Source organism: Micromonospora sonchi (assembly GCF_014646235.1).
GTDB classification, from domain to species: Bacteria; Actinomycetota; Actinomycetes; order Mycobacteriales; family Micromonosporaceae; genus Micromonospora; species Micromonospora sonchi.
Genome location: NZ_BMNB01000053.1, coordinates 1 through 22,591, shown reverse-complemented (window position 1 = coordinate 22,591; position 22,591 = coordinate 1). Strand labels below are relative to the sequence as shown.

Genomic DNA, 22,591 nt, shown 5'->3' with positions numbered 1-22,591 from the left:
TTGCGATCCCTGGTAGGGGCGATGAGGACCCCAGCCTTAAGTCCCTGGTCACGGGCCCTCTGACTGGCCAGTCGCGTACTCAATTTGCAGCGAACCTCCGGTAGTGCAATCTACCCCGGCGTGTCGCTGCAACCACCAAGATCACGGAACGTACGAAGGAGCTCGCCTCACTCCTGCCGTCGACCTGTGGTGCCCGGCGGCCACTCCGACCAAGCCGTACCCCGCATGCAGTTCTGATCCTGGGCAGACGGCAGCACACAGGTTTCCTATCGGTAGCGCTGCCATATTGCCGACGTGTCGCCGGCCAGGTACGTACGTAGGCGATGGCCCAGCGTCTGCGCGACTTCGGGTCTACCGGGAAGCTTGTCCAGCACGCTGGTCACGAGCTGCAGTTCCCGCACCTCCCTGAGGATCGGCCAGGACGGTGACGCCGCAAGGTCGAAGCCGTAGGCTTCGGCGAACCTCTCGTACGGCTCAGTGGGGTCACCGAAGCGGGTAGCGCTGTGCACCAGGGGAACCAGATCCCACTCCCGTGGCCCGATCGACAGCGAATCGAAGTCACACAACCGGCCCGCGAGGACGTTGCCGGCGTGAGCATCGCCGTGCACGACACCGGTCGGCAGTTGCCAGCTGGCCGCCGCAACCCGGGGCTCCAGGTCGTCACAGCGCTCGCGAAGCCGCGCTACGAGGTCATCGAGGGACAGGTCGACTTCGCGGGACGCCCACTGTTGCGTGAACAGGAGCTCGTCAGCAGGGAGGGTGGCGAGTTTGGCCAGCCGCCGTCGAGCCGTGGTGACGGGCGACCAGTGTGGCAGGAACGACGGTGTCTCGGCGATGGCGTGCAGCCGTACCAGCGGCGCCGCCAGTTCCACGGGATCGGGGCGGCCTGCCGGGTGAGGGAGGTAGTGCCAGATCGTGGCCACCCATTCGTCGACCATCACAGGCTGCTCGACGCTGGTGTCCAGTTCGACCGCCGGCACCTCGTGCTGCCTGAGCAGCGCCATCGCACGAACGACGCGCTGAGCCCGTTCTCGCGCCACCTCGCCGTGCGAGAGCCGCAGTACCTTATCGCCGATCCGGTAGACGGCGTTGATCGTGTATCGCATGAGGTGCGCCTCGCCTGAGGCGAGTCCGGCCTGCTGGCGGACGGCGTCGAGTCCCCGCTGGATCTCGTCGGCAGCCTCAGCGGTCAGGGTGGTCGACATATCCGCCAGGTTAGGTCACGCGGCCACCCGTGCCCGGATAGTCGTGACCAGCTCGGCCAACTGTTTGTCACGAGGCGGTTCGATGACGTCCGCGACGTCGCTGAGCCGGTCGAGCAGCCGGCGGGACCGCACTTGACGCGCGGCATCCAGGACTGCTTGGGCGTGGGGTACGACCTTGTCTTGCTCGCCGAGGAGTGCATACCCCAGCGCCATCGTCACGTGATCGAGGGCGCCGCTACGCGATGTCTCGGTTCGCCGTTTCAAGGCGCGGCTGGCATGGCCCAACGCGAGGGCGGCGTGTTGCTCACGGTATTGCGAATGGCGGGCCAGGGCGGAGTGGACGACTCCTGACATGCCCTCCAGGTCGCCCGGCTCGCAGAAGAACCGCGTCCACTGGGGCGCATCTGTCGTGTCGGCTCGGCCGATTTCGTGGTGAGCACGCGCGAGCGAGTCACGCATCGCTGGCGCATTGCCCATTCGGGCGTGGGCCCAGGCGATGTTCGCGTGCAGGATCGCCACCGACGTCAGGCAGTTCGAGTTCGTGGCGACGATCTGGCCGAGCTGAAACAGGTGCAGCGCCTCTGCGGGGTTGCCCTGGTGAATACTGACGCGGCCGAGCCGGTAGTAGGCGTCCGCCATCAGCGTTGAGTCACCGGCTTTCTGGGCGTAGACGAGACCTTGCGCGAGGTGGCGACGCGCCTCCAGGTGTTCACCCAGGTCGTGGGACATCCACCCGACAAGGTTGTGCAGGTCCGCCAGTTCTGCACACAACGCCGCCGCCAGGTCGGGAGTCCGGCAGCGGCTGCGGGTCAGACAGCGCGCCCACGCCAGGTAGCCCAACGCCGAATCGCGGCACGACCCGCCGCCGTACGTCGCATCCAGCTCTCGATGGCGTTGAGTGATCTCCCGTACGGTGGCGATGGCCTCCGGGTTCACGACCTCCGGGACTGACGCGGGCCGCTCTCCGAGTCGAGGAAGCCAAGCGTCGACGTCCGGTGAACCGCCAACCGCGAAACCCGCCAACGCAGCGACGAACTGCTTCTGCTCCTCAGGCCCATCCAAGGGCAACGGCTCGACATGACGTTCTTGAGCCGCCCCCTCCCCGTACCCGAGACCCATCAGAGCGCGCGGAATACCCAACCCCTCCGCGATGCGCACAAGGACGTCGTACGCCATGACCTGCCGGCCACGCGTGATCTCGTACACCTCAGATGCAGCGAATCCAGCAAGTTCGGCGATACGACGCTGCGTCATGCCGTGTCGTCGGTTCAAGAGCATGAAGATCTGGCCGACGTCCCGGCGTGCCAGCGCACTCCGCATCGCTGGCTCATCCCACCAAGATTGATCAGGATGCGTCATCTGCGATAAGCGGTCCACGTTCACGACGGCCCCATCGACGGAGAGAAGTGAGAGCAGCATAACCCGCAGTTATCGCCGAGCCGGCCTTCCTCGCCCCGCACCAGTCAAGGCGACTAGTCGCGCTAGTCGTCGCCCGCAAGCCGAACTGCTCCGGACGGCCTCACCTGCCGCACGGGTTCCATGCGACCGGCCTCGATTGCCATCGTCAAGGTGCTTCCGCGTTGGCTCCGAGCCGGCACAGGCCGGGGATTCGGAGCCACGAACAAGCCGGACGCAGTGCCCGGTGACCCGACACCAGGCCACTGCATCCAATCGATGGGGTGCGCGGTCGGTGCCGGGGAGGGCCCGGCCGCGCATCTCAAGCCACTCAGGAAGGTGATCGCGATGCGCATCAAGTGGTTTGTCCCCAGCAATGTCGAGCAGCCGTTCAAGCCCTTCGGCATCGGCTGCCAGCGGCGGGGGACGCTCTCCACCCACTGCGGTGAATCCGCACGCACCGGATGCAGCGACATGGTCCGAGCGAAGCTCGACCGGCCCTCCCCCGCCACCGGCCGGCGCCGGCATTCGGGGCGAGGAAGGACTCGGCCATGAACCAAAGCCCTCGACCTCTCCCCGACATCGCCCCGGGCACTCTGCTGCGGGTCAGCGTCACCGTGCTCCGACACCGTGCCTGCCCCGCATGACCGGCACCGATGACAGTGACCGCCCCGTCGATCGTTTCACGTCGGCACGCAACACCGTGCTCCAGCACCGCCACGGCGGCACCTGCTTCCACTGCCTCGACGGCGGGTGCGGGCAACACGCATGGGCGATCGAGGAGTTGGCACGCCACCCCGGCGGCCGTCAACTCCTCCAGCAGCTCGGACTCTCCACTCCCCCTGCCCCATCGACCGAGGAAGGCCAGCCGCGGTGAGCACCACACCCCACGAACACACGTCACCGCCGCGGCATTACACGGAACGGGAAGCGCCGAGCAGGCCGGTGCGCGCCGTCGGCAGCGCTTCCACGCAGCACACCGTGCGTCTCGCCGACGAGTTCTTCTACCTGGCCCACGACGACCGAAGCGGTCGCCTTCGGCTCTTCGAATCCGCGGCGGCGTACGGCCTGGCCGCCGCGCTGCTCGCCGAGTTGGGCTGGGAGCGCCGGATCACCTTCGAGAGCCGGTACGTGCGGGTGACCAACGCCGCCCCGCCGAAGGACTGGCTGCAACACCTCGTCCTCGATCGGCTGGTGGCCGAGCCGCGCCACACCGCGACCCGAACGTGGCTGGCATTCCTCGCCGAAACCGCTTACGAACAGGTGGCGACCCGGATGTGGCAGCTCGGGTACCTCCAGCCGCAGCAGACCGGCCGATGGTGGCGCCAACGCACCGTCTACGTCCCCGCGGACATGAACACCGCCGCCTGGTCCTGGGCCCGGCTGTCTCACCAGCTACGCAACTATCAGCCGCTCAGCGCCTTCGACGTGGCCCTCGCGGGTCTGGCGGTACACACCCAGCTCGATCCGATCCTGCTCGACGGCACGCCTCCCGCGACCCGCGCATTCCTGCGCCATCAGGTCGAACTGGCACCGCTGCCGCTACGCGACCTATTCGCCGACCTCGGAGCCGTCGTCGGTGCCAGTGTCCTGAGCCACCGCACCGGCTGAGTTCGACCCCATCCATGCCCCCTCCGCTGAGAGAGAACGCATGTCTCACTCGAAACCCGACACTGTCTCTGCGGTCCTCGCCCGAGGGCGGCTCGGTATCCCGTCGGTGGTGTTCTTCGTCATCGCCGCCGCCGCGCCGCTCACGGTTATCGCCGGTGGTGCGACGACCGGATACGCGGTCACGGGCGTCACCGGTATCCCCGTCGCCTATCTGCTCGTCGCCGCGGTGCTCGCCCTGTTCGCGGTCGGCTACGTGGCCATGTCCCGGCGAATCGTCAACGCTGGCGCGTTCTACACCTACGTCACCCGGGGTCTCGGCCGCCCCGCCGGCGTCGGTGCCGCCATGGTCGCGCTGCTCGCCTACAACGCAATGCAGATCGGCCTGTACGGCGGAGCCGGCGCGGTCACCGCCGCGTTCCTCAACGACCGCTACGGCTGGCAGCTCACCTGGTGGATCTGCGCCCTCGCCGTATGGGCGGTCGTCACGATCCTCGGCGTCGCCCGCATCGACCTCAACGGCCGGGTCCTGGCTGTCGTGCTCCTCGCCGAGTGCGTCGCCGCGTTGACCTTCGACGCCATCATGATCACCCACCCTGCCGACGGTCAGGTCAGCTTCGACACCCTCGCCCCGACGCATGTGTTCGCCGCCGGCATCGGCGCGGCCCTGGTCACCGCGATCACCGGCTTCGTCGGCTTCGAAGGCACCGTCGTGTTCAGCGAGGAGACCAAGGATCCCCGGCGGACGGTCGCCCGCGCCACCTACATCGCGGTCGCGGTCACCGGTTTGCTGTACGGGCTGTCGGCGTGGGCGATGTCCGTGGCCACCGGCCCGGACCGCATCGTCGACGCCGCCCGCACCGACGGCACCGACCTCCTCTTCAACCTGGTGTCCCCGTACCTGAGCCAGAGTGTCATCACCGTCGCGCGAATCCTGTTCATCACGTCGCTGTTCGCGGCCCTGCTCAGCTTCCACCACACGGTGGCGCGGTACCTGTTCGCCCTCGGCCGGGAACGAGTACTACCCGCCCTCTTCGGCCGCACCAGCCGCCGTACCGGCGCACCCAAGATCGGGTCCCTCGTACAGAGCGGTCTCGCGTTCGCCGTGCTCGTCGGCTATGCCCTCGCCGGGGCCGATCCGATCGTGCATCTGTTCTTCTGGATCACCGTCACCGGCGGCCTCGGCGTGCTCATCCTCATGACTCTGACCTCCGCCGCCGTCATCGGCTTCTTCGCCCGCACCACCCACACCGAAGGAGCGTGGCGATCGGCGGTCGCACCCGCAGCCGCCACGATCGCCCTCGGCGGGATCCTCACCGTCACCCTGCGCGAGTTCGCCACCCTCCTCGGCGTGAAACCCGATTCGCCACTGCGGTGGGCATTTCCGGCCGCCTACGCCGTCGCCGCGCTGCTCGGCATCGCCTGGGCGCTGACCCTGCGCGCCACCAACCCGCACGTGTACGCCGCCATCGGCCTCGGCGCCGACAGCGACACCGGCACCCTGCGCCACCCAGACCTCATCCGCCAACCCGCCTGACCAAGGAGACTCCATGGCTATCGCCAGCAACGACCTCGCCGTCCGCCCCGCAACCGAAGCGGATGCCGACCGGCTGATCGCCGTACTCGCCGAAGCCTTCCACGACGGACCCGTCGCCGACTGGCTCATCCCCGACCCCGAGCAGCGACGCGCCGTCTACTACCGGTACTTCCGCGACGCGTTCCTGCACGGCCTGAAGCACGGCGAGGTCTACACCACCAGCGACCAGTCCGCCGTCACGATCTGGCACCCCCACCTCGAACCCACCCCCACCAAGCCACACCAGCGCCTGGAAACGCTCGAAACGATCGCCGGTGCCCACGCGCCGAAGATCGTGCTGCTCGAAGAAATGTTCGACACCTTCCACCCCGACGAGCCACACCACTACCTCGCCTACGTCGCGGTCGACCCACAACGGCAGAGTCGCGGCATCGGCACCGCCATGCTCAACCACTACCACCGTCGCCTCGACCAGATCGGCCTGCCGGCGTACCTGGAAGCCACCGACATGCGGAGCCGGCAGCTCTACCTTCGCCTCGGCTACACCGCCGGCCCCCCAATGGTGCTACCGACACAGGGACCCACGGTCTGGCGCATGTGGCGCGGCGCTCCGAACGCCACCACTCGTTCCCCGTTCCCGCCCACCAGACCGCGCCGGCGGTCCCTGTGACCACCCCAGCCGCGCCGACGCCGCCCGTCCGACCAGCACGGTCCAGCGACGTGGCCACCATCGCCGCGATGCTCGTCCGCGCCGCCGCAGCGGACCCGGTCGCCGCATGGCTGGTACCCGACCCAGCCGAGCGGCATGACGCCTTGCACAGACTGTTGGCGATGGAGATTGACCACGCCGTCGAGTTCGGAACCGTCGACGTCACGCTCGACATGACCGCCGTCGCCGTATGGCACCACCATCCGGCGCCGGAAGCGGCCCCGCTGGCGGGCCACTACCTCGGCACGTTCACCGGCATGGCGGTGCCGCGGTATCAGCGACTACACACCCTGGTCCGCAGGTACCGGTCCGACGCACCGCACCATTGGCTCGCCTGGCTGTACGTGACCCCGGATGCCCGCGGCCACGGCATCGGCCGGGCGCTACTCGCTCACCATCACCAGCACATCGACCAGATCGGCTACCCGGTCGACACCGTCGTCACGACCACCACGACGCGGGATTACCTGACCGGGCAGGGTTACCGGGCGACCCTCCCGCTGCACCCACTTGATGGCCCGCCCCTGTGGCCACTGCGTCGCGCCGGCTGCCCGGTCCCGCCCACGGTGGCCGGCTGAACATCACCGACATCCGGTTCCGATAGCAGGCACTGCAGTAGCCGAGCCATGCCGACGACAGCAAGGAAGCTGCCACACTCATGATCAAACTGACCGCCTCGACCCGCCGCCTGGCCGCTGCCCTCGGCACCGTCTTACTCGCCGGTTGCCAAGCCGTCTCCACCAATCCCACACCCCCACCCCCGCAGCCACCTGGGCGGCAGCCCGCCGTCACGCTCGGTACGACGGCCACCACGCCCGGCCCCACCCCGCAGGAACGCCTCGCCAGCATCGCCGACACCCTCGCCCTGGCCCCCGGCGATCGCACCACCGACCTGCCCTACACCTATCTGCACACCCAAACGTGGGCCCGCGCCAGCACCACGATTATCCGCGCCGACCTGCAGCTCTGGCGACACGACGACGGCTCAGGCCAGGAGATCGTCCGCCGTGCACCCGACGTGCCAGGCGTGAAGCATCAGCCCACATCCGGCGAACAGAGCCTGTTTCACCAGGCTCCACCAACATCGACTCAGCACCTGGCCGGCGACCTGCACCCGTACCTGTCGGGAGCGATCCCGACGGACCCGATCACACTGGCCGCACGACTGGCGCCACCCGAGCTGGCTGGCGAGCCCGCGTACCCGAGACTGCTCGCCGGAGGTGTCGTCAGCCTGGCTGCCAGCCAATACCTCGACCAGCAACAGCGAGCGGCGGCCCTGCGCGTCCTCGCCAGGATTCCGGGGATCGAATACCTCGGGGACAGCGTCGACGTCGCCGGGCGGGCTGGACTCGGCTTCCGGGTGGCCGCCGACGGATCAACCACGACGCTGATCATCGACCCGAGCACGGGTGAGCTGCTGGCCGCGCACGAAGAGCTGGTGGCCGGGCCCAGGCCTGGCCTGTTTTCGTACGTCCTCATCCTCGATCGCGGTCACACCGCCGAAGTGGGAGCGCCGTGGTGAGGGCTACTGCTGGCCGGTCAGACGGCGGGTCGGTCCGGTCGTGGGGTCCAGGTGCTGCGGTCGGTCCAGGCGCCGGCACCAACCTCGGTGTGCGGGAACGGGGTCGTGTCGTGGCCGCGGGTGCCGAGGTCGGGGCGTTCCTTGCGTTCCTGCTCGTCGACTTTGATGAGGTCCGCCATGGCGTCGACGTGTCGTTGTTCGGCGTCGAGGAGGTAGTCGGTGAAGACCCTCACGGTGCTGATGAATGCCTGCTCCGGATTGGTGCAGGAGGAAAACGGACTGTTGACGGCGTCGAGGTAGGTGTTGAGGGCAGTGATCAGGGTGCTGATGTGCTCATAACCGAGGCTCGCGTAGGCGTTGCGGAGACCTTCGAGCATGGTGGCGGCCCGCTTGCCTTCGTCGGCCAGCCAGCGAGCCTGGGCTTCGAGCTGGGTGAGGTAGGTCGTTGCGCGGTCGGCGTACTGGGTGAAGGCTTGAGACGCGGTGCCTTCCCAGTAGAGCTTGAGGTTGGCCACCTCGCCGGCCATCTCGGCGCGTAGTTCGCTGTAGGTGTTGGCGACGGAGTGGATCAGGTCGGCACGGTTACGGATGACCGGGGGTGCGGACCGCCAGGCGTGGATCATCAGATCGGTCAGCGGGAGCCGTTCCCCCGTACCCAGCTGAATCAGGAGACCTTCGAGTTGCAGCAGCGTGCTGCGGTGTTCGTTGATGAACGTGTCGAGCTGGTCGCCGCCACCGTTCTCGTAGTAGGTGGTGCGACCACCGCGGGCGGCAAGGTTGCTGTAGATCCGCAGCGGCTCTTCGACGACCCGAGTGTGGGGCAGCGCCTCGTTGCGGGTGGCAGCGAGCCGGTCGTTGTCGTCGGGAATGACCAACACGGGCGCGTCGCCCGGCTGCGGCCGGTAGTGCGGTGGTGCGAGGATCCCGGCGCCGCCGGCACGCACGCGGACCGAGTTTCCGTAGCCGTCGCCGAGGGGCAGGTAGGGCAGCAGGTCCCGATTCACCACGTCGAAGGTGGTCGCGACGTGCAGGTCGGTGCCTTCGTAGTCCGCAGCGATCTGGAGCAGCCCGTCGGCCATCCGTTCCATCTCGTCGCGCGCGCTGTTGGCCTCGGAGATCCGGTTGCTCAGTGCCGTAGCCCAGTCCTTGCCAAGCTTGTCGGAGATGCCCTCGAGGGTGCCCCACGCCGCGCGTGGAATGGATCCGATGTCGGCGAGGTAGCGGCGCACGGCGCTGTAGGTGGTCGCATCCTCGTAGCGCTCCACACCGAAGGCCACCAGGACCCGCGTCTCCACGGTCAGGGTGGACAGGTCGGTGCTCACCGCGGCTGCTCCTCGCCGGCCGGCGATTCGGGCGCAGTGAACTCCTCCACACCGAGCGGCGAGCCGAAGTAGTCGATGCGCAGTTGCCGGTACTGCCGCCGATGGTCGGCGACCGCGGCCACCAGCGCGGTGCGGATCTCAGCGGCCACCTCGTCCTCGGTGCACCGGCGCAGCAGACCCGGGCGGATTCGCACGTCAAGGTCCCCGTCGTGGTGACGGACGACTTCCACCCACTGATGGGTGGAGACACCGACGGCCCGGATACGGGCCACGTCGGCGAAGTACTGCGTCAGACTGTTCACCACATGCCCCTAATCGGTGGCCGTGAGGGTCATCGTCAGGTCGGCGATCCGCTGCACGGCGGTGTTGGTGTAGGAGGCGAGCTGCTCGTCGGGCAGGCCGGCGCCGGTCAACGACGCCACGACGTGGGCATAACGCTTCTCCGACGCCACGTAGACGCTGGCGAGGACCTTGTCGTTGATCGTCTCCGAGCAGGACCGCGCCGCCTGGTACCGCCCGGCACCCGGATAGGGGACCGTTCCGCCGTAGCAAGGGCTATCCGTGACCCACTTCCGCAGCATCGCGGCGTTGTCACTCTCGTTCAGGCTCACCCTGACTTCGCCCGTGTACGACTGGTCGGCCGACGCAAGGTCCAACTCACAACGCAGGGAACCGATCCCGTTCCGATCCGGCTCGGCACGAGTCACCGTCCATGAGCCCGGCACCGCGCTTGGCAGCGCCGCAGCAACCTCCTGGCAGGACGGCACCGCTGCGTCCTTGCTCCACGGTGCCCACTGCCACAGTCCGAGCACACCCAGACCAACGACCGCTGTCACCGCTACCAGTCGTCTCTTGTCCATCCGGTCACTTACCCCCACCCAGGGCGTGACCGGTCATCACCAGGCCGAGCATCCCGGATGGGCTGCTGAAGGTGGGCCAGCGCCAGCCTGGCAGCCGCCCGTACCTGCAGGGCCAGCGAGTCCTCGGTATGGCGACGCAGGCCCTGCACCCGCACATCCACCTGCCCCTCGACGGAGGCGATGATCCGGACCGTACGATCCGGCGAGTACACGTCCGCACCTGCCTCGACGTTTGGGCCCTGGGAACCGGCGGTCACCGGCCCGAACTGCTTCCCGCAGTCCCTGCCACTTCGACACCCGAACGGAACCGAGGGTTTCCGAACGGTTGCACGCTGCTCATGACGGCGACCATACCAACGCCCGTCACTCTCCCGCCGTCCCCTCAGCTCGGGGACTCCCGACCTCTCCGGGCCATCGCGAAGCATCGGCATTTTCGGCATCTCGCAGCAACCGAGGTGATGGTCAACGGGTGCATTCGGGCTCGACCAGCAGGTTCAGAGCGCAGCCCACAGCGGCCAGCAGTCCGCATCTGTGAGGTCGTCCGATTACGACAAGCTAACCGCGTAGGCCAACCCCTTTCTCGGTCAACCTTCGCTCTTTTGGGCGCGCGAAAGCGACTCGATCTCCATCCAAATCCCCCCTCGGTGGCGATGCGCTTACGTGCGGTGATCGCGGAGGCTAACGCTTAAGAGCTGTCGCTTATGGACATCGCCCGCGTACCCGGCGAAGCCGACGAGCGCTGGCGATTCCTCTCGGTTACAACCGTTTTGTCGACTAGACGACAAAACGCTAACGCTTATCGCGATTGCGCCTGCATGATCCATCCTCCGCCTCAGGTGATCGCGAACAGCTGAACACGTCTGCTCCGACTGAAGCCCGGACACGTTCGGCGAAGGGAGTGAGAGTGTCTGCCCCAGACGTCACCGCCACGGCCGACGCCGACGGTCGAGATTTGGTGATCGTCGCGCTATCCGGAGTCCAGTTGTTCATCTCTGAGTCCCGCACTACCGCCGACCTTCACGCCGCGAGCGAGATCATCGGGCGGCTAGCATCCATCGCCGCCGAGGTCTTCGCGACAACCCCCGACGGCACAGTCATCTTCCCAGCTGCAACAGATTCCATGTTGTCTACAGGGGACGCCTACGACAGCACGGTGGCCGTACCCAATCGGGTGGCGGCGCTGGTGCCGGCAGGCAGCGGCGCACGGGTCGCGGCGGAGGCCGCCACAGCCGTACGCGAGCGATGGGCCAGATGGGTCCGGGACACCATCGGCAGGGATGTGGCCACTCCCGGCATGCCAAGTGTGCAGTGGGTTTCGGTGCCGGCCGACAAGGGCGGCTACGCCGCGCAGTGGAGCCTGGCCACCGAGACAATCGCCGCGCGCAAGCGGGTACGCGACTTCCCTGGCGACGGGCAGTGCGTGTGGCCTGGGTCGAGGCTTTGTGCCCAGAGTCCACGCTGGCCTGCAGAGGACGACCGGCCGGCCGGTGCGCCCTCGCACGAAACCGACACGCTTAGTGCTGCCAACTGGGTCAAACGTCTGTGGGGGCGAGAGTCCGAGGGCCGCGCCGGGTTTCCGTCCACCAGTTCCATCGCCTCCGCTCCCTACCGTCGAATGGTCATGGACCGGCTCGGCGACGACGACATCCGACGGGCCGCCGCCGCCCTGCGTGACGCCGTCCAGGCGCTGACCCGGGTACGGGAGTCCCGGGTGCATGGGCTGGACGTCTCGCCCAACGCGGAGCACGCGGGGTTGGCGCGGTGGCTCGCCGAGTCCGCCGGGCCCTGGGTCTATCCGAATGCGTGGGATTCCCGTCGGCTGCGCCGTGAATATGGCCGGGGTGACCGTGACAAGCGGGACTTCGGCCGTCTTGCCGGTGTCGGCCGTCGCGCTGCCAGTTCGCTGGCCCGTGCGCTCGACCCGGCACGGCCCAGTGGCCTCGAGCCACCGGCCTACCTGGCGGTTATTGCTCAAGACCTCGACGGTATGGGCCGGTTCCTCAGCGATACGGCGTCGATGAGCGCGGTGATGCACCGTCAGATCTCGGCACGGCTATCGAGGCTGGCCGACACCCAGCGGGCGGCGCTGGGCAACCGCCGACTTTTCGGCGTACCCGTCTACACCGGCGGCGACGACCTGCTGGCCTTCACACCCGCCGCCACCGCGCTCGCCGCCGCTCGTGAGTGCCACCGGTTGGTGCCACTTGATGCGCTGCCCACTGCTAGCACGGCGGTCCTTTTCTTTCACAACGGCTCCTCCCTGCGCCGCGCCGTGACGGAGGTAGCCCGGCTGCTGCACGACGCGAAGGACAGCCACCCGGACAAGCATGCCCTGGCGGTCGGTTTCCTCCGTCGCAGTGGCACCCGGGAGAGCACTATCCAGCCCTGGAAGCCGGCGCCGGAAGTGGCCACCGCCCTTCCGCCTGACGGCACCGCGGCGGACCTGCTCGCGGTCTTCACCGTTGAGACGGCGGGACAGCACCTCTCCCCCCGGTTGCTCAACGAACTGACGCGCGACGCCGATGAGTTCACCGACCAGCATCTGCCGCAGGAACTTTACGAGGCGGAGTTGGCTCGGCTGGTCAAGCGGCACGGTGGTGTTCCGGCGGACGGGAAGGCCCTGGCCTGCCTTGGCTATCTGGAGCGGGCCGGCCGTCCGCCAAGCGGTGACCGACGGCGCACGCCTGAGCGGGCCGCGCGGGTAGCGGTATTCCTGCGCCAGGAATGTCGACCGCTACCGCCCTATTCGAACGAGACGAAAGGGTGACCGCTATGCGGCGATGGTTGGCGCTCACCCCGCGCGACGCGTTACTGGTCCGCGATGGCCGACAGTTCGACGCCGGCGTGGACACGGCCGCCGAGCCGACTCACCCTCGGCCGAGCACCGTCGGGGGCGCAGTCTTCAGCGCGTACGGCGAGGAGCCCAACGAGATCCGCGGTCCCGTACTCGCCCAATGGCACGGCGGTTGGTGGACGTCGTACTTCCCAACGCCGGCCGACCTGGTCCGTTCCGCTGACGATCAAAGCATGGTGACCCGGTTACGCCCGACCGAATCGGCTGCGATCACGGACCTTGGTGACGATCTCCGACACCTGATGGCCGGTGAGGGTGATCCTTTGGAGGGGTGGTTGACCGGAGACTCGCTCGGGAAATACCTGCGCGGCGAGCTCATCCACTCAGACGCCCCTTACCGGTCCGTCGATGATCTCGGTCTGGGGTTCGTGCGTGACGATCCGGACATCGATCCCGGCCCGCTGGTGCGCGAGCCACGGGTCGGCCTCGGTCGCACCCCACAGCGGGTCGCGCAGGACGGGCTGCTCTACCAGGCCACGTTCCTGCGGCCGGTAGACGGGGTCGCGTTGCTCGCCGAATGCGTACTGCCGCAGAACTGGCAGCGCGCGGCGAATGGGCCGGTGGCGCTTGGTGGGCGGGGTCGCCTCGCAGACGTAGCCGAGGTGGAGGGTGTCGCCTGGCCGGATGCGCCGCGCGAGTTCCCCGACGGTCGAGTCCTGGTCTACGTAGCCACCCCGGCAATCTGGTCTGGCGGCTGGCGCATCGAAGAGCCGCCCGGCGCCCGGCTGGTCACCGCCGCCGTCGGCCCACCGGAGCCGATAGCGACCGCCTCCCCGCGCTCTGAAGGCGGGGTACGCGCCACCCGCGCGTTGTACTGGGCGGTCCCGGCGGGCTCGGTCTACCTGTTGCAGTTCGACAGTGCCGACGCGGCGGCAGCTTGGGCACTCGGCGACGGTGATTGTGCGGGGGTACACGGCACCGCGTACGGCCGGCCCGCCAAAGACAGGCTACGGACGGCAGGTTTCGGAGTGATCCTGACAGGAGTGTGGTCGTGAAGGAGATGTTGCTCTACCTGTACGCCGAGTCGCCCGTACACGCCGGGGCATCAGACAGCCTCGGGGTGCTGGATCTGCCGGTGCAACGAGAGGCCACCACCCGGTATCCGGTGATTTGGGGGCAGAGTCTCAAGGGCGCCTTGCGGCAGGCAGCGTTGGACGCTGGGCTTGACGAACTCGTAGTGCCGGCCTTCGGCGCCCCCGTACGCGGGCCCGGCGACGACACCGAGATCGAGCTGAGCGCCGGCCTGTTGACGGTCGGCGATGCCCAGGTGGTGGCGATGCCGGTGCCCACTCTGCAACGAACCTTCGCCTGGGTGACTTCTGAGTTGGCGCTCTACCGGCTGGCCCGCAAGTACGCGCGACTCGATGTGGCCGGGCTACCGCAGCCGCCCCGGCTGTCCCCTGAGGCCGGGGCCGCCGCCTCAGGCACCTGGACCGGTAACGGCCGCGCAGGAAACCAAGTGCTCGGCCCCTGCTTGGTCGAGCTGGGCAGCACACCAAACCAACAGCTGCGACAGTGGGCCGCGCAGCTCGCCACCGATGTCCTCGGCGACACCGACAACAGCAGGCCGTTAGCGTCGCTCGGGGACAAGCTGCGCGAAGACCTGCTCGCTGTCGGGTCGGACGTCATGCCGATGCTGCTCACCGAATGCACCGAGTTCGTCGCCCGGGTGCAGCTTACGGCCGGCAAGACCGTGCAGAACGGGCCCTTTCACAGCGAGTACCTGCCCACCGAAACGATCCTCGCCGCCTCGTTGACGCTGCGCCCGATGCCACCGAAGGGCAGCCTGACAACCGAAGACGCGGTCGAGCTTCTCCGCGACCTGCTGCACGACAAACTGATCCAAATCGGGGGCGACGAGACGATCGGCAAGGGCCTGGTCTGGGCGCGGCTGCTACGAGCCGAGGATGTGCAGGCTGTCGCCGCCCCGGAGACCGCCGACGACACGGCGGAGGTCGATCAGTGAGCGGCAGCCAGGTCCGCCGGGTCGACCAGCAGATGGCCGCCGCAGCAGCGGCCATGCTGCAGCCAACAATCGGCAATGAGCTGCGTACCCGCTACAAGCAGCTGCCAGTGCAGATACGGATGTCCGGGCTGGCAGCCACCTACGCGTACCTGCTCGGCAAGAGCAAAGACAACGAGCTGGGCCGCGCCTATCAGAGTGTCGCCGACGGGATCCGAAAGCACCTAACTACACGCAGCGGGCTCGTGGACGCGGCCGAGGCCGACACCAACGAGAAGTTGCTGCACGCCCTTGCAGGCCTGGACACATCCGTCTACGCCCGGGCCTCAGCCGAGGTGCAAGCGCTCGCCACCTGGCTGAGCCGGCTCGCCGAAGCACGCTACATCGCCGCAGGCGGCAACACGCAGAGCACTGCGAGTGGTGGCGCGACGGACAGTGCGGGCGACGATGGAGGCCGGTCGTGACCCGGGCGGACACCACCGCACGGAAGAAGTGGCCACGCCGAGCCGCGGCCGGGCCGATCGGCAACGTCCTGTGGACCGGGGACATGCTGATCCGCGGCTACGGCGGTGCGCTCAGCGCCGGTGCCAATCCCCTGGTTGTTCTGCACCGAGCAGCGTTCGTCAGCGGCAAGGGCGAATTCGACACCAAAACCGAGGCGGCGGTGCTGCGGTGGGCTGCCGATTTCGGTCTCGGTCAGGAACCCAATCTGCTCGCGGTGGCCGCCAAGCGGCGCGACCAGGCGCTGGATGCCCTGGTCAACCAGGGTAAGGGCACGCTGACAAGGCAGCGACGAAAGGTCACCCCGCAGTGGCGGATGGCGGTCGGTGTGGGGAACCGTCTCAACCCGTATGAGATTGGTCTGTCCCTGCATGGCACCTACGGCTGGCCGGTCATTCCCGGCTCGACCCTCAAGGGTCTGACCTGCGCTTGGGCCCGCGGATGTGACATCGATCAGGACGACCCGGAACGTTTCGGCAGGATCTTCGGGCTGCCGCGGGTCCGGATCGCCACGGACAATGACGAATCGAGTTGGTCAGCTGGCGGTGGGGATGCCACCCAAGGCAGCGTGATGTTCTTCGACGCGCTGCCCGTCGGCGGTCCAGTCAGCGTCACCCGTGACGTCGTGACCCCTCATCAGCAGCCGTACTACGGTCGGGGACAGGCACCGGGCGAACACCATCAGCCCATCCCCAGCGAGTTCCTGGTGGTAGACGGTGGCACCTTCGCGATCGACCTCGTCGGTCCGAAGAATGACGTGTCCGACGCCATGCAGTGGTGCCTCACCGCAGTGGACGAATTGGGTGTCGGGGCCAAGACCTCGGCTGGTTACGGGTATCTCACCGCGATGGGGGGCCAGCCGTGACCGTGCATCTCATCTCCGTCGGGCGCAGCCTGCTGGATGCGTTCGCCAAGCGACGTGATCTCTTCGGCGGCCTACACCCGACCATCAGCAGATACAAGCCACAGGAGCTGCTCTCCGAGGTCGGAACCAGTACGGCCGCCATGAGCGACCGGTTGGCCATCTGGTTCGGCTCGGGAGGTCGCCTTCCAACGAAGGAAGCCGACTTGATCAGGGCGGTCGAGGCAGATCGTTGGCCGGTCAGAGTCTGCGCCGAGATGGAGACCTTCCACCGTGTCACCGGACGACGCAGTGTCACCGACGACGAGATGGTGGTGCTCCTCGCTACCGACACCATCGCAGGCCTCCGCTCGGGGTTGTGGACCGCGGTCGGCCTGGCCGGCGGCGCAACCGAAAAAATCCGCTATGTCGACGACCCTGAGTGGTTCAAGCCAGCTCCCGGAGTGACGCTCGTTCGTGTGCCATACCTGGACGCGAGCAGCGAGTCCGGGTTCGCCAAGGCGATGGCTGGGCTAGGGACGATGGGACGGGCGCTACTACCCAGCGAGGCTGGACCATCCGAGAGCTTTCACTTCCATCTCTCCGGTGGCTTCAAAGCAGCCATCCCCTACCTGATCGGGCTGGCCGAAGGGCTGCGGTCCTTTCCACCATCACAGGTGTCCGCTGTTCAGGCGTACGTGCTGCACGACACCAGCGAACAGGTCATCCGGTTGCCGTTACGCAGACTCAACCGCTGCGCGGTACAGAAGGAGTTGGCCGGCTTCGCGCCAGACGGCTCACTCAGAGGGCTACCGAACCCACGGTCGATGGACGGTTATGCATACGATGCCGACGACTCCACTCGCCGCGCACAACTCACTCCGTTCGGGGTTGGACTACGCACTTTGATGGGCATCCCGGCCGAGCCAATTGGCAGAGGCTAGCGAAGGTGACGACAGTCGAACCGCCGAGCGGGGTGTCCGGGCTGGTGGAGCGCCTCGGTGCTGGACTCGGACCAGCGATCAGCCGTTGGCGTCCACGGCATTGGGAGTCGCAGGACATGACAGCCCTAGCCGACCCCGCTCTCTGGAGCGATCTTTTCCACCTCGACGGTCACCTGCCGCGCGGCATCGCACTGGCACCGCGGGAAGTGACCGCAGCAATCAGGAACACGGCGGATCGGCTCAGCCGGAACCGACCTGCCCTGTTGGCCGTCCTGCTCGCCCCGGGACTGCTGCCCGAACGGATCGCCGCCCTGCTGGATGAGCCATCCGCATCGTCGGCGCAGACGTGGATGTGGACGTGCTGGATCGGCGAGGCGACGTGGCTGGCCATCGCCGACACCACACCCGAGGACGCCGAGTTGCTCCGTCCGGTGGCATCGCGGCTGCGCTTCCTCGCACTCAGCGAGGCATTCCGTGGCGGGCCAGGAGACAGCCGTAGCCTGTGGCGAGACGGGTCGGGTGATCCCGCCCTCGACCTGGGCATGGTCTTCGGCATCGACGCGGCCAACCTGTTGGAGCTACGCTGCCGGCAGGCCCGCTGGGAGTGGCACCGCTGCCTCGACGCGTACCAGTCTCATCCGCTGCTCGCCGCCGCCTCGCCAGCCGAGATTGAAAGCGAGATCGACGCGCTGGCCTTCCGCTATCTGGACCGAGGACGGCCGACGGCACGGCGGCGACGTACTGTGCCAGGCCCGCCACTGGTAACTGACTGGGGTGTAATCAACGACGCGAGCAGACCGCTTTCCGCCGACGACCGGGCGCTGCTCGATGATGTACTCGATCGGCATCTGCTGCCTCGAATGCGGCTGGGGCGGGTGGTCCGCGCCGCCGCTTACCCTGCCGGCGGCACGGCACTGCGCTGGCCTGCGGTCGCCACGGCTGCTCGCTGGTCGCGGCGGTGGGCCGGCGTGCTACCGCTGCTCGGGGCGGCGGGGGCACTGGCGCTGGCCGGCTGCGGACAATTCCACGCGGCGGCGATTACGGCTGCGGGCAGCTACATGTTGCTCGGTGTCCTCGTCGTCGTGTTCGGCCGAATCTGGGCCACCGCCTGGCTGCTGCGTCTGCCCGCCGCAGGCACGGTCGGCCTGTTCGCGCTACTCACCCTGCACTTCGACTGGTGGCAGAACCCAGCCGGCACCTGGTGGGCACCAGCCGCTCTGACCGGAGCGAGCATCGGCTACCTCGTCGTGGAAGCACGCAACCACGGCGTCGCCGCCGTCACGTCGATCGGCCGAGCTTTGACAATAGCCACAGTCGGCGCCGCTCATGCGTTCCTCGTAGCGGTCATCGGCCTGGTCGCCGTCGCACCCGCGCTTGTGGAGAACGGTCGCGACCTGCGCGCATCGTGGCACACCTGGCCGACCAGCATCGGCCTGGCCACCCTCGGCCTCGGCACCGCCTGGTGTCTGGCCGTCGGAGTCTTCGCCCAGATCCTCTGGGACGACCGCCCCATCACCGCTCCCCTGGCCCACCTGCGCTGGCGCAGATGATGGTCAACCGACCCGATCGGTACGACGACGAGAGGCACAAATGGCTTGGACGACGCTGAGCATGCAGGTCACTACGCCGCTGTTCAATGGCGGCCATCAGCCGCCCCTGTCCGACACCGAAGTCGAGAGGCTCGAAGCCGACCGAAGGCTCCCAGAGCATGCCGTTGAGTCCGAAGCGGGGATACGTGCTTCCTCTCTGCGGGGAGCGATGCGCTACTGGCTTCGAGCAATAGCCGGCGCGCAGATAGGTAGCCGCATCGACCTACTCGCCGCTCTGGAAAGCCGGGTCTTCGGCAGCACCACGCGAGCGTCCTCGGTTGCCCTACGGCTGCCGAATCCACCTGAGGCCAGATTCGGCCAGCCGGACTGGTGTCGACGAGAAGAAGCTCGATGGATCGGCTACCTCGCCGGCCAAGGACTGTCCAGGCCGGCCGACGACAACCGCGGATGCCGTCTCACCCGCCGCTTCGTCGAGCCCGGTGGTCCCACCTTCAACCTGCAGCTCCGCTTCGGGCAGGACAAAGACGCCGCCGCGCTGGCCGTGGCGGCACTCTGGTCGCTATGCCGGTACGGCGGGCTCGGCGCCCGCACCCGCCGAGGCTTCGGCGGCCTGCACATCGCCGCTGTAGAAGGTGACCTGCCCGCGCCGTGGACGCCGGAAATGCTGTGCTCTGCGGCCGTCGTGCCCAGTGAAGGGCTGCAACTGGACGAACATGGCTGGTCCCCGGAACTCGCGAGATGCGCCAACCCTCTGGAGCGGACCGTCGCCCTGGCCCGCCGAGACGTGAAAAATCAGCCGACAGCTTTCGATGGCTGGCGCGACCTGCCCACTTATCCGGTGTTCGGCGGCCCAAAGGTCTTCATCGCCGAGCTCAGCGGCCGCAGCTTCCCCGACTGGTCGGCAGTTCTCGCATACGCCGGCGAGCAGTTCCGCTGGTTCCGCGCCACCGAGTCGGCGCCCGGCGCACGGTACACCCCGAAGATCAAGACCCGGGAGTGGTTGCGCACCATCAACGGCGACGACCACGAGTTCGCCTTGGGCGCACTAGGACTCCCGATCGTCTTCAAGGAAGGTAAGACCGCGTATCCGATCGGCACCGCTACGGCTGGGGGCGACAGATCACCGCTGCGGCGGGCGTCTCCGCTGTGGCTGCGGCCCTTGCGGGACAGCAACGCTCGGTGGCGGCTGCTCTCCTTCGCGTTCCTCGGCCGTTTCCTGCCCGACGAGGTCGAAGTCGTCCTACGCGGCCAACGGAAGCAATCGCTTCGCGTCGACTCGACCGACGTCGAGAGACTCAGCGCGGACTGGATAACAACGTTGAGCCGCGACGACGGAACCTTCGTCCGCTCAACAACACCGTGACGGGCAGACACAGCATGCCAACGCAGTGGATGCTCGACCTCGCGACACCGATCGACCTCGGCGTGCAGCCGTACCACGACCATCTGCACGCGCTCGCCTGTCAAATCTTCGAAGACGCCAGCGAGGCCCATCACGCCGACGACAAACCCTTCACCGCCCGGCTGCTCGGCCCACCCGACAAGTGCGTCGGCGTGGTGCTCAACTGGTTGCCCGACACCTCGCCGCCGGTCGCCGCGCTCCCCGAGCGGCTGCGCTTCGGCGCCCACTGGTGCGAGGTGACCGGAGCACAGATGCGGCGCATCCCACTGGACCGCCTCGCCGACACCGCCCAAGGGCGACGGGTGCGGCTGGCGGTCGTCACGCCGGCGAAGTTTCGCCAACACGGGCGCGACTACCCGCTACCCGACCCCTACCTGATCTACTCGACGCTCGCCCGACGCTTCCGGTCCGCCGGCGGCCAGGCAGCCGACGACGACGTACGCGACCTCAGCCGCAGCGCGCTGCTCTACGCCCACGACATCCACACCGAAAAATACCGATGGCACGGCACCACCAGCGCCGGCTTCATCGGCACCATCGCGCTCGGATTACCCCGCACCGCCACGCCGAGCGCTTCCCGGCTCTTCGCCATCCTCAACGGCTTCGCGGTGATTGCCGGCCTCGGACACGGCACGACCCACGGTCTCGGCGCGGTCGACGTCTTGCCACCATAATCAGTGATGGCCGCTAGAATCCCCGGTATCACCCACCCCGCCCTTGTCAGGAAACAGCCGAAACCGGGGTCGCCATCCACAGCCCACCCCAGCGGGCATAGAAACCCCGTCCCGGAGCTCGTCCTGCATGGTGGTGACGCTGGCGCCCGCGCGGAAGTCGCCATCCACAGCCCACCCAGCGGGCATAGAAACGCAGCACCCATAGAGTGCCCGATTACAATGACCTTGTCATCGCCATCCACAGCCCATCCCAGCGGGCATAAGAAAACGGCACTTGTAACCCCGGCGCGCTTACCAGCCGCCATGAAGGGCGGACTCGATGCTAATTATGATCACTGCGGACGATTCGGGTGATGAGCTGCGGCGACTCGGGCATTGGCTACTCGACGACGACGATGTGGTACGGTCAGCCGAGGTTTCAATCCGCCCATCTGGTCAGCCGGGCCAAATGGGCGGGCTTGAGGTTATCGACGTAGTCATCTCGAATGCTGTCGGGTTAGCCAGCCTCGCCATCGCGTACGCCTCATGGCGAAACTCGCGGCGGCAGCATCTCTCAGTCACGTTCACTCGCGATGACGGCTTAGAAGTGACTGTACGCAGCGGATCGCCCGCTGATATTCAGAAGCTTTCCGACTTGCTCTCAAAACCATACGAGAGTCACGACATCGACCAAGGGACTAGCAATGACCGGGTTTGATGCGTCAGCGCGTCTTGAGCTTTCTGACCCCAGTGGATCTCGAGCCGTTCTGATCGGGGTATCGGATTACCGTCACCTGGACCCACTTCCCGCAGTTGACAACAACCTGAGTAGTCTTCTTACCTTGCTCAAGGATCCGGAGCTGTGGGGACTCGCCGACGAACACTGCACAGTGCTGTCAAACCCGTACGTTGTGGACGACGTCCTGGAAGCGGTTCATCTTGCGGCAACGGAAGCGTCCGAGGCACTAGTTGTGTACTTCGCCGGCCATGGCTTGCTGGACGACCGCTCGGATCTCTATCTCGCGTTACGCGACTCGGACGACAGACGCCTTCACCGAGCGGTGCGGTACGACGATGTACGTCGAGAGATGGTGTCGACTGCACGCCGGTGCCGAGCAAAGATCATGATCTTGGACTGCTGCTACAGCGGTCGGGCGATGTTGGGCGGAATGGGCGCTCCGGTGGATGTGGCGGACCAGGCTCGGATTGATGGCACCTACCTGATGACGGCGTCGGCCGAGACAAAAATCGCTCTCGCACCCCCAGGCGAACGGTACACGGCGTTCAGCGGGGCGCTGATCGACACGCTCACCGAAGGATTGGCGGACGGGCCAGGCGTGCTTGGCATGGAGACGTTGTACTGGCACATCCGATCTGAGCTTGAGGCAAAGCGATATCCGGTGCCACAGCAGCGGGCTCGCAACGATGGCAAGGACATCGCAATCGCCCGTAATCGCTGGGGCCGCTCAGTGAGAAAGGAGTCGAGCCGGACCTCAACCGTTTCGCGACCGCCAATTCCCGATGGTCACGCCACAACCATGCACCTGCCTCCAGCAGCGCTCGTTCGTGAGATCGAGGCGCTCCGCGCGGCTAAGCAACTAGTACGGCAGCCGCCAATTGCTAGCTGACCAGGGCGTAGTCGCGGTTCAGCCGTGTGCGTTGGTGGAACCAGCGGGCGCGGGCCTGGTGGCGGCGTCGCCAGTTGAGCCAGTGCGTGTCGTGGCC

The 22,591-nt window shown here is 67.4% G+C and carries 22 protein-coding genes; 17 read left to right on the top strand and 5 right to left on the bottom strand.

Going from position 1 to position 22,591, the window contains the following annotated elements; translation table 11 throughout:
- Positions 1-266 precede the first annotated feature (266 nt).
- Together IEY61_RS30005 and IEY61_RS30000 are read right to left on the bottom strand one after the other, a co-directional pair.
- Complete coding sequence (locus IEY61_RS30005; protein WP_189050514.1) at positions 267-1,205, bottom strand: aminoglycoside phosphotransferase family protein; 939 nt, start codon at positions 1,203-1,205, stop codon at positions 267-269.
- Between the two features lie 15 nt (positions 1,206-1,220).
- Positions 1,221-2,588 carry a helix-turn-helix transcriptional regulator gene (locus IEY61_RS30000; RefSeq protein WP_189050512.1) on the bottom strand — a complete coding sequence of 456 codons (1,368 nt, stop codon included), beginning with the start codon at positions 2,586-2,588 and terminating at the stop codon, positions 1,221-1,223.
- Positions 2,589-3,243: 655 nt separating this feature from the next.
- Here IEY61_RS30000 and IEY61_RS29995 point away from each other — a divergent pair.
- The 6 genes from IEY61_RS29995 (at position 3,244) to IEY61_RS29970 (ending at position 7,976) form a co-directional block, all read left to right on the top strand.
- Positions 3,244-3,477 carry a hypothetical protein gene (locus tag IEY61_RS29995; protein ID WP_189050510.1) on the top strand — a complete coding sequence of 78 codons (234 nt, stop codon included), beginning with the start codon at positions 3,244-3,246 and terminating at the stop codon, positions 3,475-3,477.
- Complete coding sequence (locus tag IEY61_RS29990; protein ID WP_229706585.1) at positions 3,474-4,211, top strand: GOLPH3/VPS74 family protein; 738 nt, start codon at positions 3,474-3,476, stop codon at positions 4,209-4,211. The genes IEY61_RS29995 and IEY61_RS29990 overlap by 4 nt, the downstream gene beginning before the upstream one ends.
- Before the next feature lie 40 nt (positions 4,212-4,251).
- Positions 4,252-5,745: an APC family permease gene (locus IEY61_RS29985; protein WP_189050506.1), complete on the top strand. Its 1,494-nt coding sequence runs from the start codon at positions 4,252-4,254 to the stop codon at positions 5,743-5,745.
- Positions 5,746-5,758: 13 nt separating this feature from the next.
- Positions 5,759-6,415, top strand: a complete 657-nt coding sequence (locus IEY61_RS29980) for a GNAT family N-acetyltransferase (protein WP_189050504.1) — start codon at positions 5,759-5,761, stop codon at positions 6,413-6,415.
- 50 nt (positions 6,416-6,465) lie between these two features.
- Complete coding sequence (locus IEY61_RS29975) at positions 6,466-7,032, top strand: GNAT family N-acetyltransferase (RefSeq protein ID WP_189050502.1); 567 nt, start codon at positions 6,466-6,468, stop codon at positions 7,030-7,032.
- A gap of 80 nt (positions 7,033-7,112) precedes the next feature.
- Positions 7,113-7,976 carry a CU044_5270 family protein gene (locus tag IEY61_RS29970; protein ID WP_189050499.1) on the top strand — a complete coding sequence of 288 codons (864 nt, stop codon included), beginning with the start codon at positions 7,113-7,115 and terminating at the stop codon, positions 7,974-7,976.
- A 17-nt stretch (positions 7,977-7,993) separates the two neighbouring features.
- On the opposite strand, the gene IEY61_RS29965 is transcribed toward IEY61_RS29970, so the two are convergent.
- From IEY61_RS29965 to IEY61_RS29955, 3 genes are read right to left on the bottom strand one after another with little or no spacing between them, the layout of a single operon-like run.
- Entirely contained in the window at positions 7,994-9,298 is a 1,305-nt protein-coding gene (locus tag IEY61_RS29965; RefSeq protein ID WP_189050497.1) for a WXG100 family type VII secretion target, read from the bottom strand.
- Positions 9,295-9,600: a hypothetical protein gene (locus IEY61_RS29960; RefSeq protein ID WP_189050495.1), complete on the bottom strand. Its 306-nt coding sequence runs from the start codon at positions 9,598-9,600 to the stop codon at positions 9,295-9,297. Before IEY61_RS29960 ends, IEY61_RS29965 begins: the two co-directional genes overlap by 4 nt.
- 9 nt (positions 9,601-9,609) lie before the next feature.
- On the bottom strand, positions 9,610-10,158 hold the full coding sequence (locus tag IEY61_RS29955; protein WP_189050494.1) for a hypothetical protein: 549 nt from the start codon (positions 10,156-10,158) through the stop codon (positions 9,610-9,612).
- A gap of 955 nt (positions 10,159-11,113) precedes the next feature.
- Between IEY61_RS29955 and IEY61_RS29950 the strand changes: the two genes are divergently transcribed.
- From IEY61_RS29950 to IEY61_RS29905, 11 genes are all read left to right on the top strand, one after another.
- Positions 11,114-12,925 carry a Cas10/Cmr2 second palm domain-containing protein gene (locus IEY61_RS29950; protein WP_229706587.1) on the top strand — a complete coding sequence of 604 codons (1,812 nt, stop codon included), beginning with the start codon at positions 11,114-11,116 and terminating at the stop codon, positions 12,923-12,925.
- Between the two features lie 5 nt (positions 12,926-12,930).
- Entirely contained in the window at positions 12,931-14,007 is a 1,077-nt protein-coding gene (locus tag IEY61_RS29945) for a type III-B CRISPR module-associated Cmr3 family protein (RefSeq protein ID WP_189050491.1), read from the top strand.
- A gap of 5 nt (positions 14,008-14,012) precedes the next feature.
- Positions 14,013-14,978: a type III-B CRISPR module RAMP protein Cmr4 gene (cmr4, locus tag IEY61_RS29940; RefSeq protein ID WP_229706586.1), complete on the top strand. Its 966-nt coding sequence runs from the start codon at positions 14,013-14,015 to the stop codon at positions 14,976-14,978.
- Entirely contained in the window at positions 14,975-15,439 is a 465-nt protein-coding gene (gene cmr5 / locus IEY61_RS29935) for a type III-B CRISPR module-associated protein Cmr5 (RefSeq protein ID WP_229706584.1), read from the top strand. Before cmr4 ends, cmr5 begins: the two co-directional genes overlap by 4 nt.
- Entirely contained in the window at positions 15,436-16,341 is a 906-nt protein-coding gene (gene cmr6 / locus IEY61_RS29930; protein WP_189050487.1) for a type III-B CRISPR module RAMP protein Cmr6, read from the top strand. Before cmr5 ends, cmr6 begins: the two co-directional genes overlap by 4 nt.
- The gene (locus tag IEY61_RS29925; RefSeq protein ID WP_189050485.1) at positions 16,338-17,261 is read left to right on the top strand and encodes a hypothetical protein; all 924 of its coding nucleotides are present in this window, start codon (positions 16,338-16,340) and stop codon (positions 17,259-17,261) included. The genes cmr6 and IEY61_RS29925 overlap by 4 nt, the downstream gene beginning before the upstream one ends.
- 116 nt (positions 17,262-17,377) lie before the next feature.
- Positions 17,378-18,811 carry a hypothetical protein gene (locus tag IEY61_RS29920; protein ID WP_189050483.1) on the top strand — a complete coding sequence of 478 codons (1,434 nt, stop codon included), beginning with the start codon at positions 17,378-17,380 and terminating at the stop codon, positions 18,809-18,811.
- Between the two features lie 40 nt (positions 18,812-18,851).
- The gene (gene cmr1, locus IEY61_RS29915) at positions 18,852-20,174 is read left to right on the top strand and encodes a type III-B CRISPR module RAMP protein Cmr1 (RefSeq protein ID WP_189050481.1); all 1,323 of its coding nucleotides are present in this window, start codon (positions 18,852-18,854) and stop codon (positions 20,172-20,174) included.
- A gap of 14 nt (positions 20,175-20,188) precedes the next feature.
- Complete coding sequence (cas6, locus tag IEY61_RS29910; RefSeq protein WP_189050479.1) at positions 20,189-20,887, top strand: CRISPR system precrRNA processing endoribonuclease RAMP protein Cas6; 699 nt, start codon at positions 20,189-20,191, stop codon at positions 20,885-20,887.
- Positions 20,888-21,206: 319 nt separating this feature from the next.
- Positions 21,207-21,584, top strand: a complete 378-nt coding sequence (locus tag IEY61_RS32245; RefSeq protein WP_373293244.1) for an effector-associated constant component EACC1 — start codon at positions 21,207-21,209, stop codon at positions 21,582-21,584.
- Positions 21,571-22,494, top strand: coding sequence for a caspase family protein (locus IEY61_RS29905; RefSeq protein ID WP_189050477.1), 924 nt, complete (start codon positions 21,571-21,573; stop codon positions 22,492-22,494). Before IEY61_RS32245 ends, IEY61_RS29905 begins: the two co-directional genes overlap by 14 nt.
- Positions 22,495-22,591 lie beyond the last annotated feature (97 nt).

What these genes read in the sequence shown, in the direction of transcription:
- IEY61_RS29905 (WP_189050477.1), top strand. Translation starts at nt 21,571, where the DNA reads ATGACCGGGTTTGATGCGTCAGCGCGTCTTGAGCTTTCTGACCCCAGT.
- cas6 (WP_189050479.1), top strand. Translation starts at nt 20,189, where the DNA reads ATGCCAACGCAGTGGATGCTCGACCTCGCGACACCGATCGACCTCGGC.
- IEY61_RS29985 (WP_189050506.1), top strand. Translation starts at nt 4,252, where the DNA reads ATGTCTCACTCGAAACCCGACACTGTCTCTGCGGTCCTCGCCCGAGGG.
- IEY61_RS32245 (WP_373293244.1), top strand. Translation starts at nt 21,207, where the DNA reads ATGCTAATTATGATCACTGCGGACGATTCGGGTGATGAGCTGCGGCGA.
- cmr4 (WP_229706586.1), top strand. Translation starts at nt 14,013, where the DNA reads ATGTTGCTCTACCTGTACGCCGAGTCGCCCGTACACGCCGGGGCATCA.
- IEY61_RS29980 (WP_189050504.1), top strand. Translation starts at nt 5,759, where the DNA reads ATGGCTATCGCCAGCAACGACCTCGCCGTCCGCCCCGCAACCGAAGCG.
- IEY61_RS30005 (WP_189050514.1), bottom strand. Translation starts at nt 1,205, where the DNA reads ATGTCGACCACCCTGACCGCTGAGGCTGCCGACGAGATCCAGCGGGGA.
- IEY61_RS29920 (WP_189050483.1), top strand. Translation starts at nt 17,378, where the DNA reads ATGACAGCCCTAGCCGACCCCGCTCTCTGGAGCGATCTTTTCCACCTC.
- cmr1 (WP_189050481.1), top strand. Translation starts at nt 18,852, where the DNA reads ATGGCTTGGACGACGCTGAGCATGCAGGTCACTACGCCGCTGTTCAAT.
- IEY61_RS29945 (WP_189050491.1), top strand. Translation starts at nt 12,931, where the DNA reads ATGCGGCGATGGTTGGCGCTCACCCCGCGCGACGCGTTACTGGTCCGC.
- IEY61_RS29955 (WP_189050494.1), bottom strand. Translation starts at nt 10,158, where the DNA reads ATGGACAAGAGACGACTGGTAGCGGTGACAGCGGTCGTTGGTCTGGGT.
- IEY61_RS29970 (WP_189050499.1), top strand. Translation starts at nt 7,113, where the DNA reads ATGATCAAACTGACCGCCTCGACCCGCCGCCTGGCCGCTGCCCTCGGC.
- IEY61_RS29995 (WP_189050510.1), top strand. Translation starts at nt 3,244, where the DNA reads ATGACCGGCACCGATGACAGTGACCGCCCCGTCGATCGTTTCACGTCG.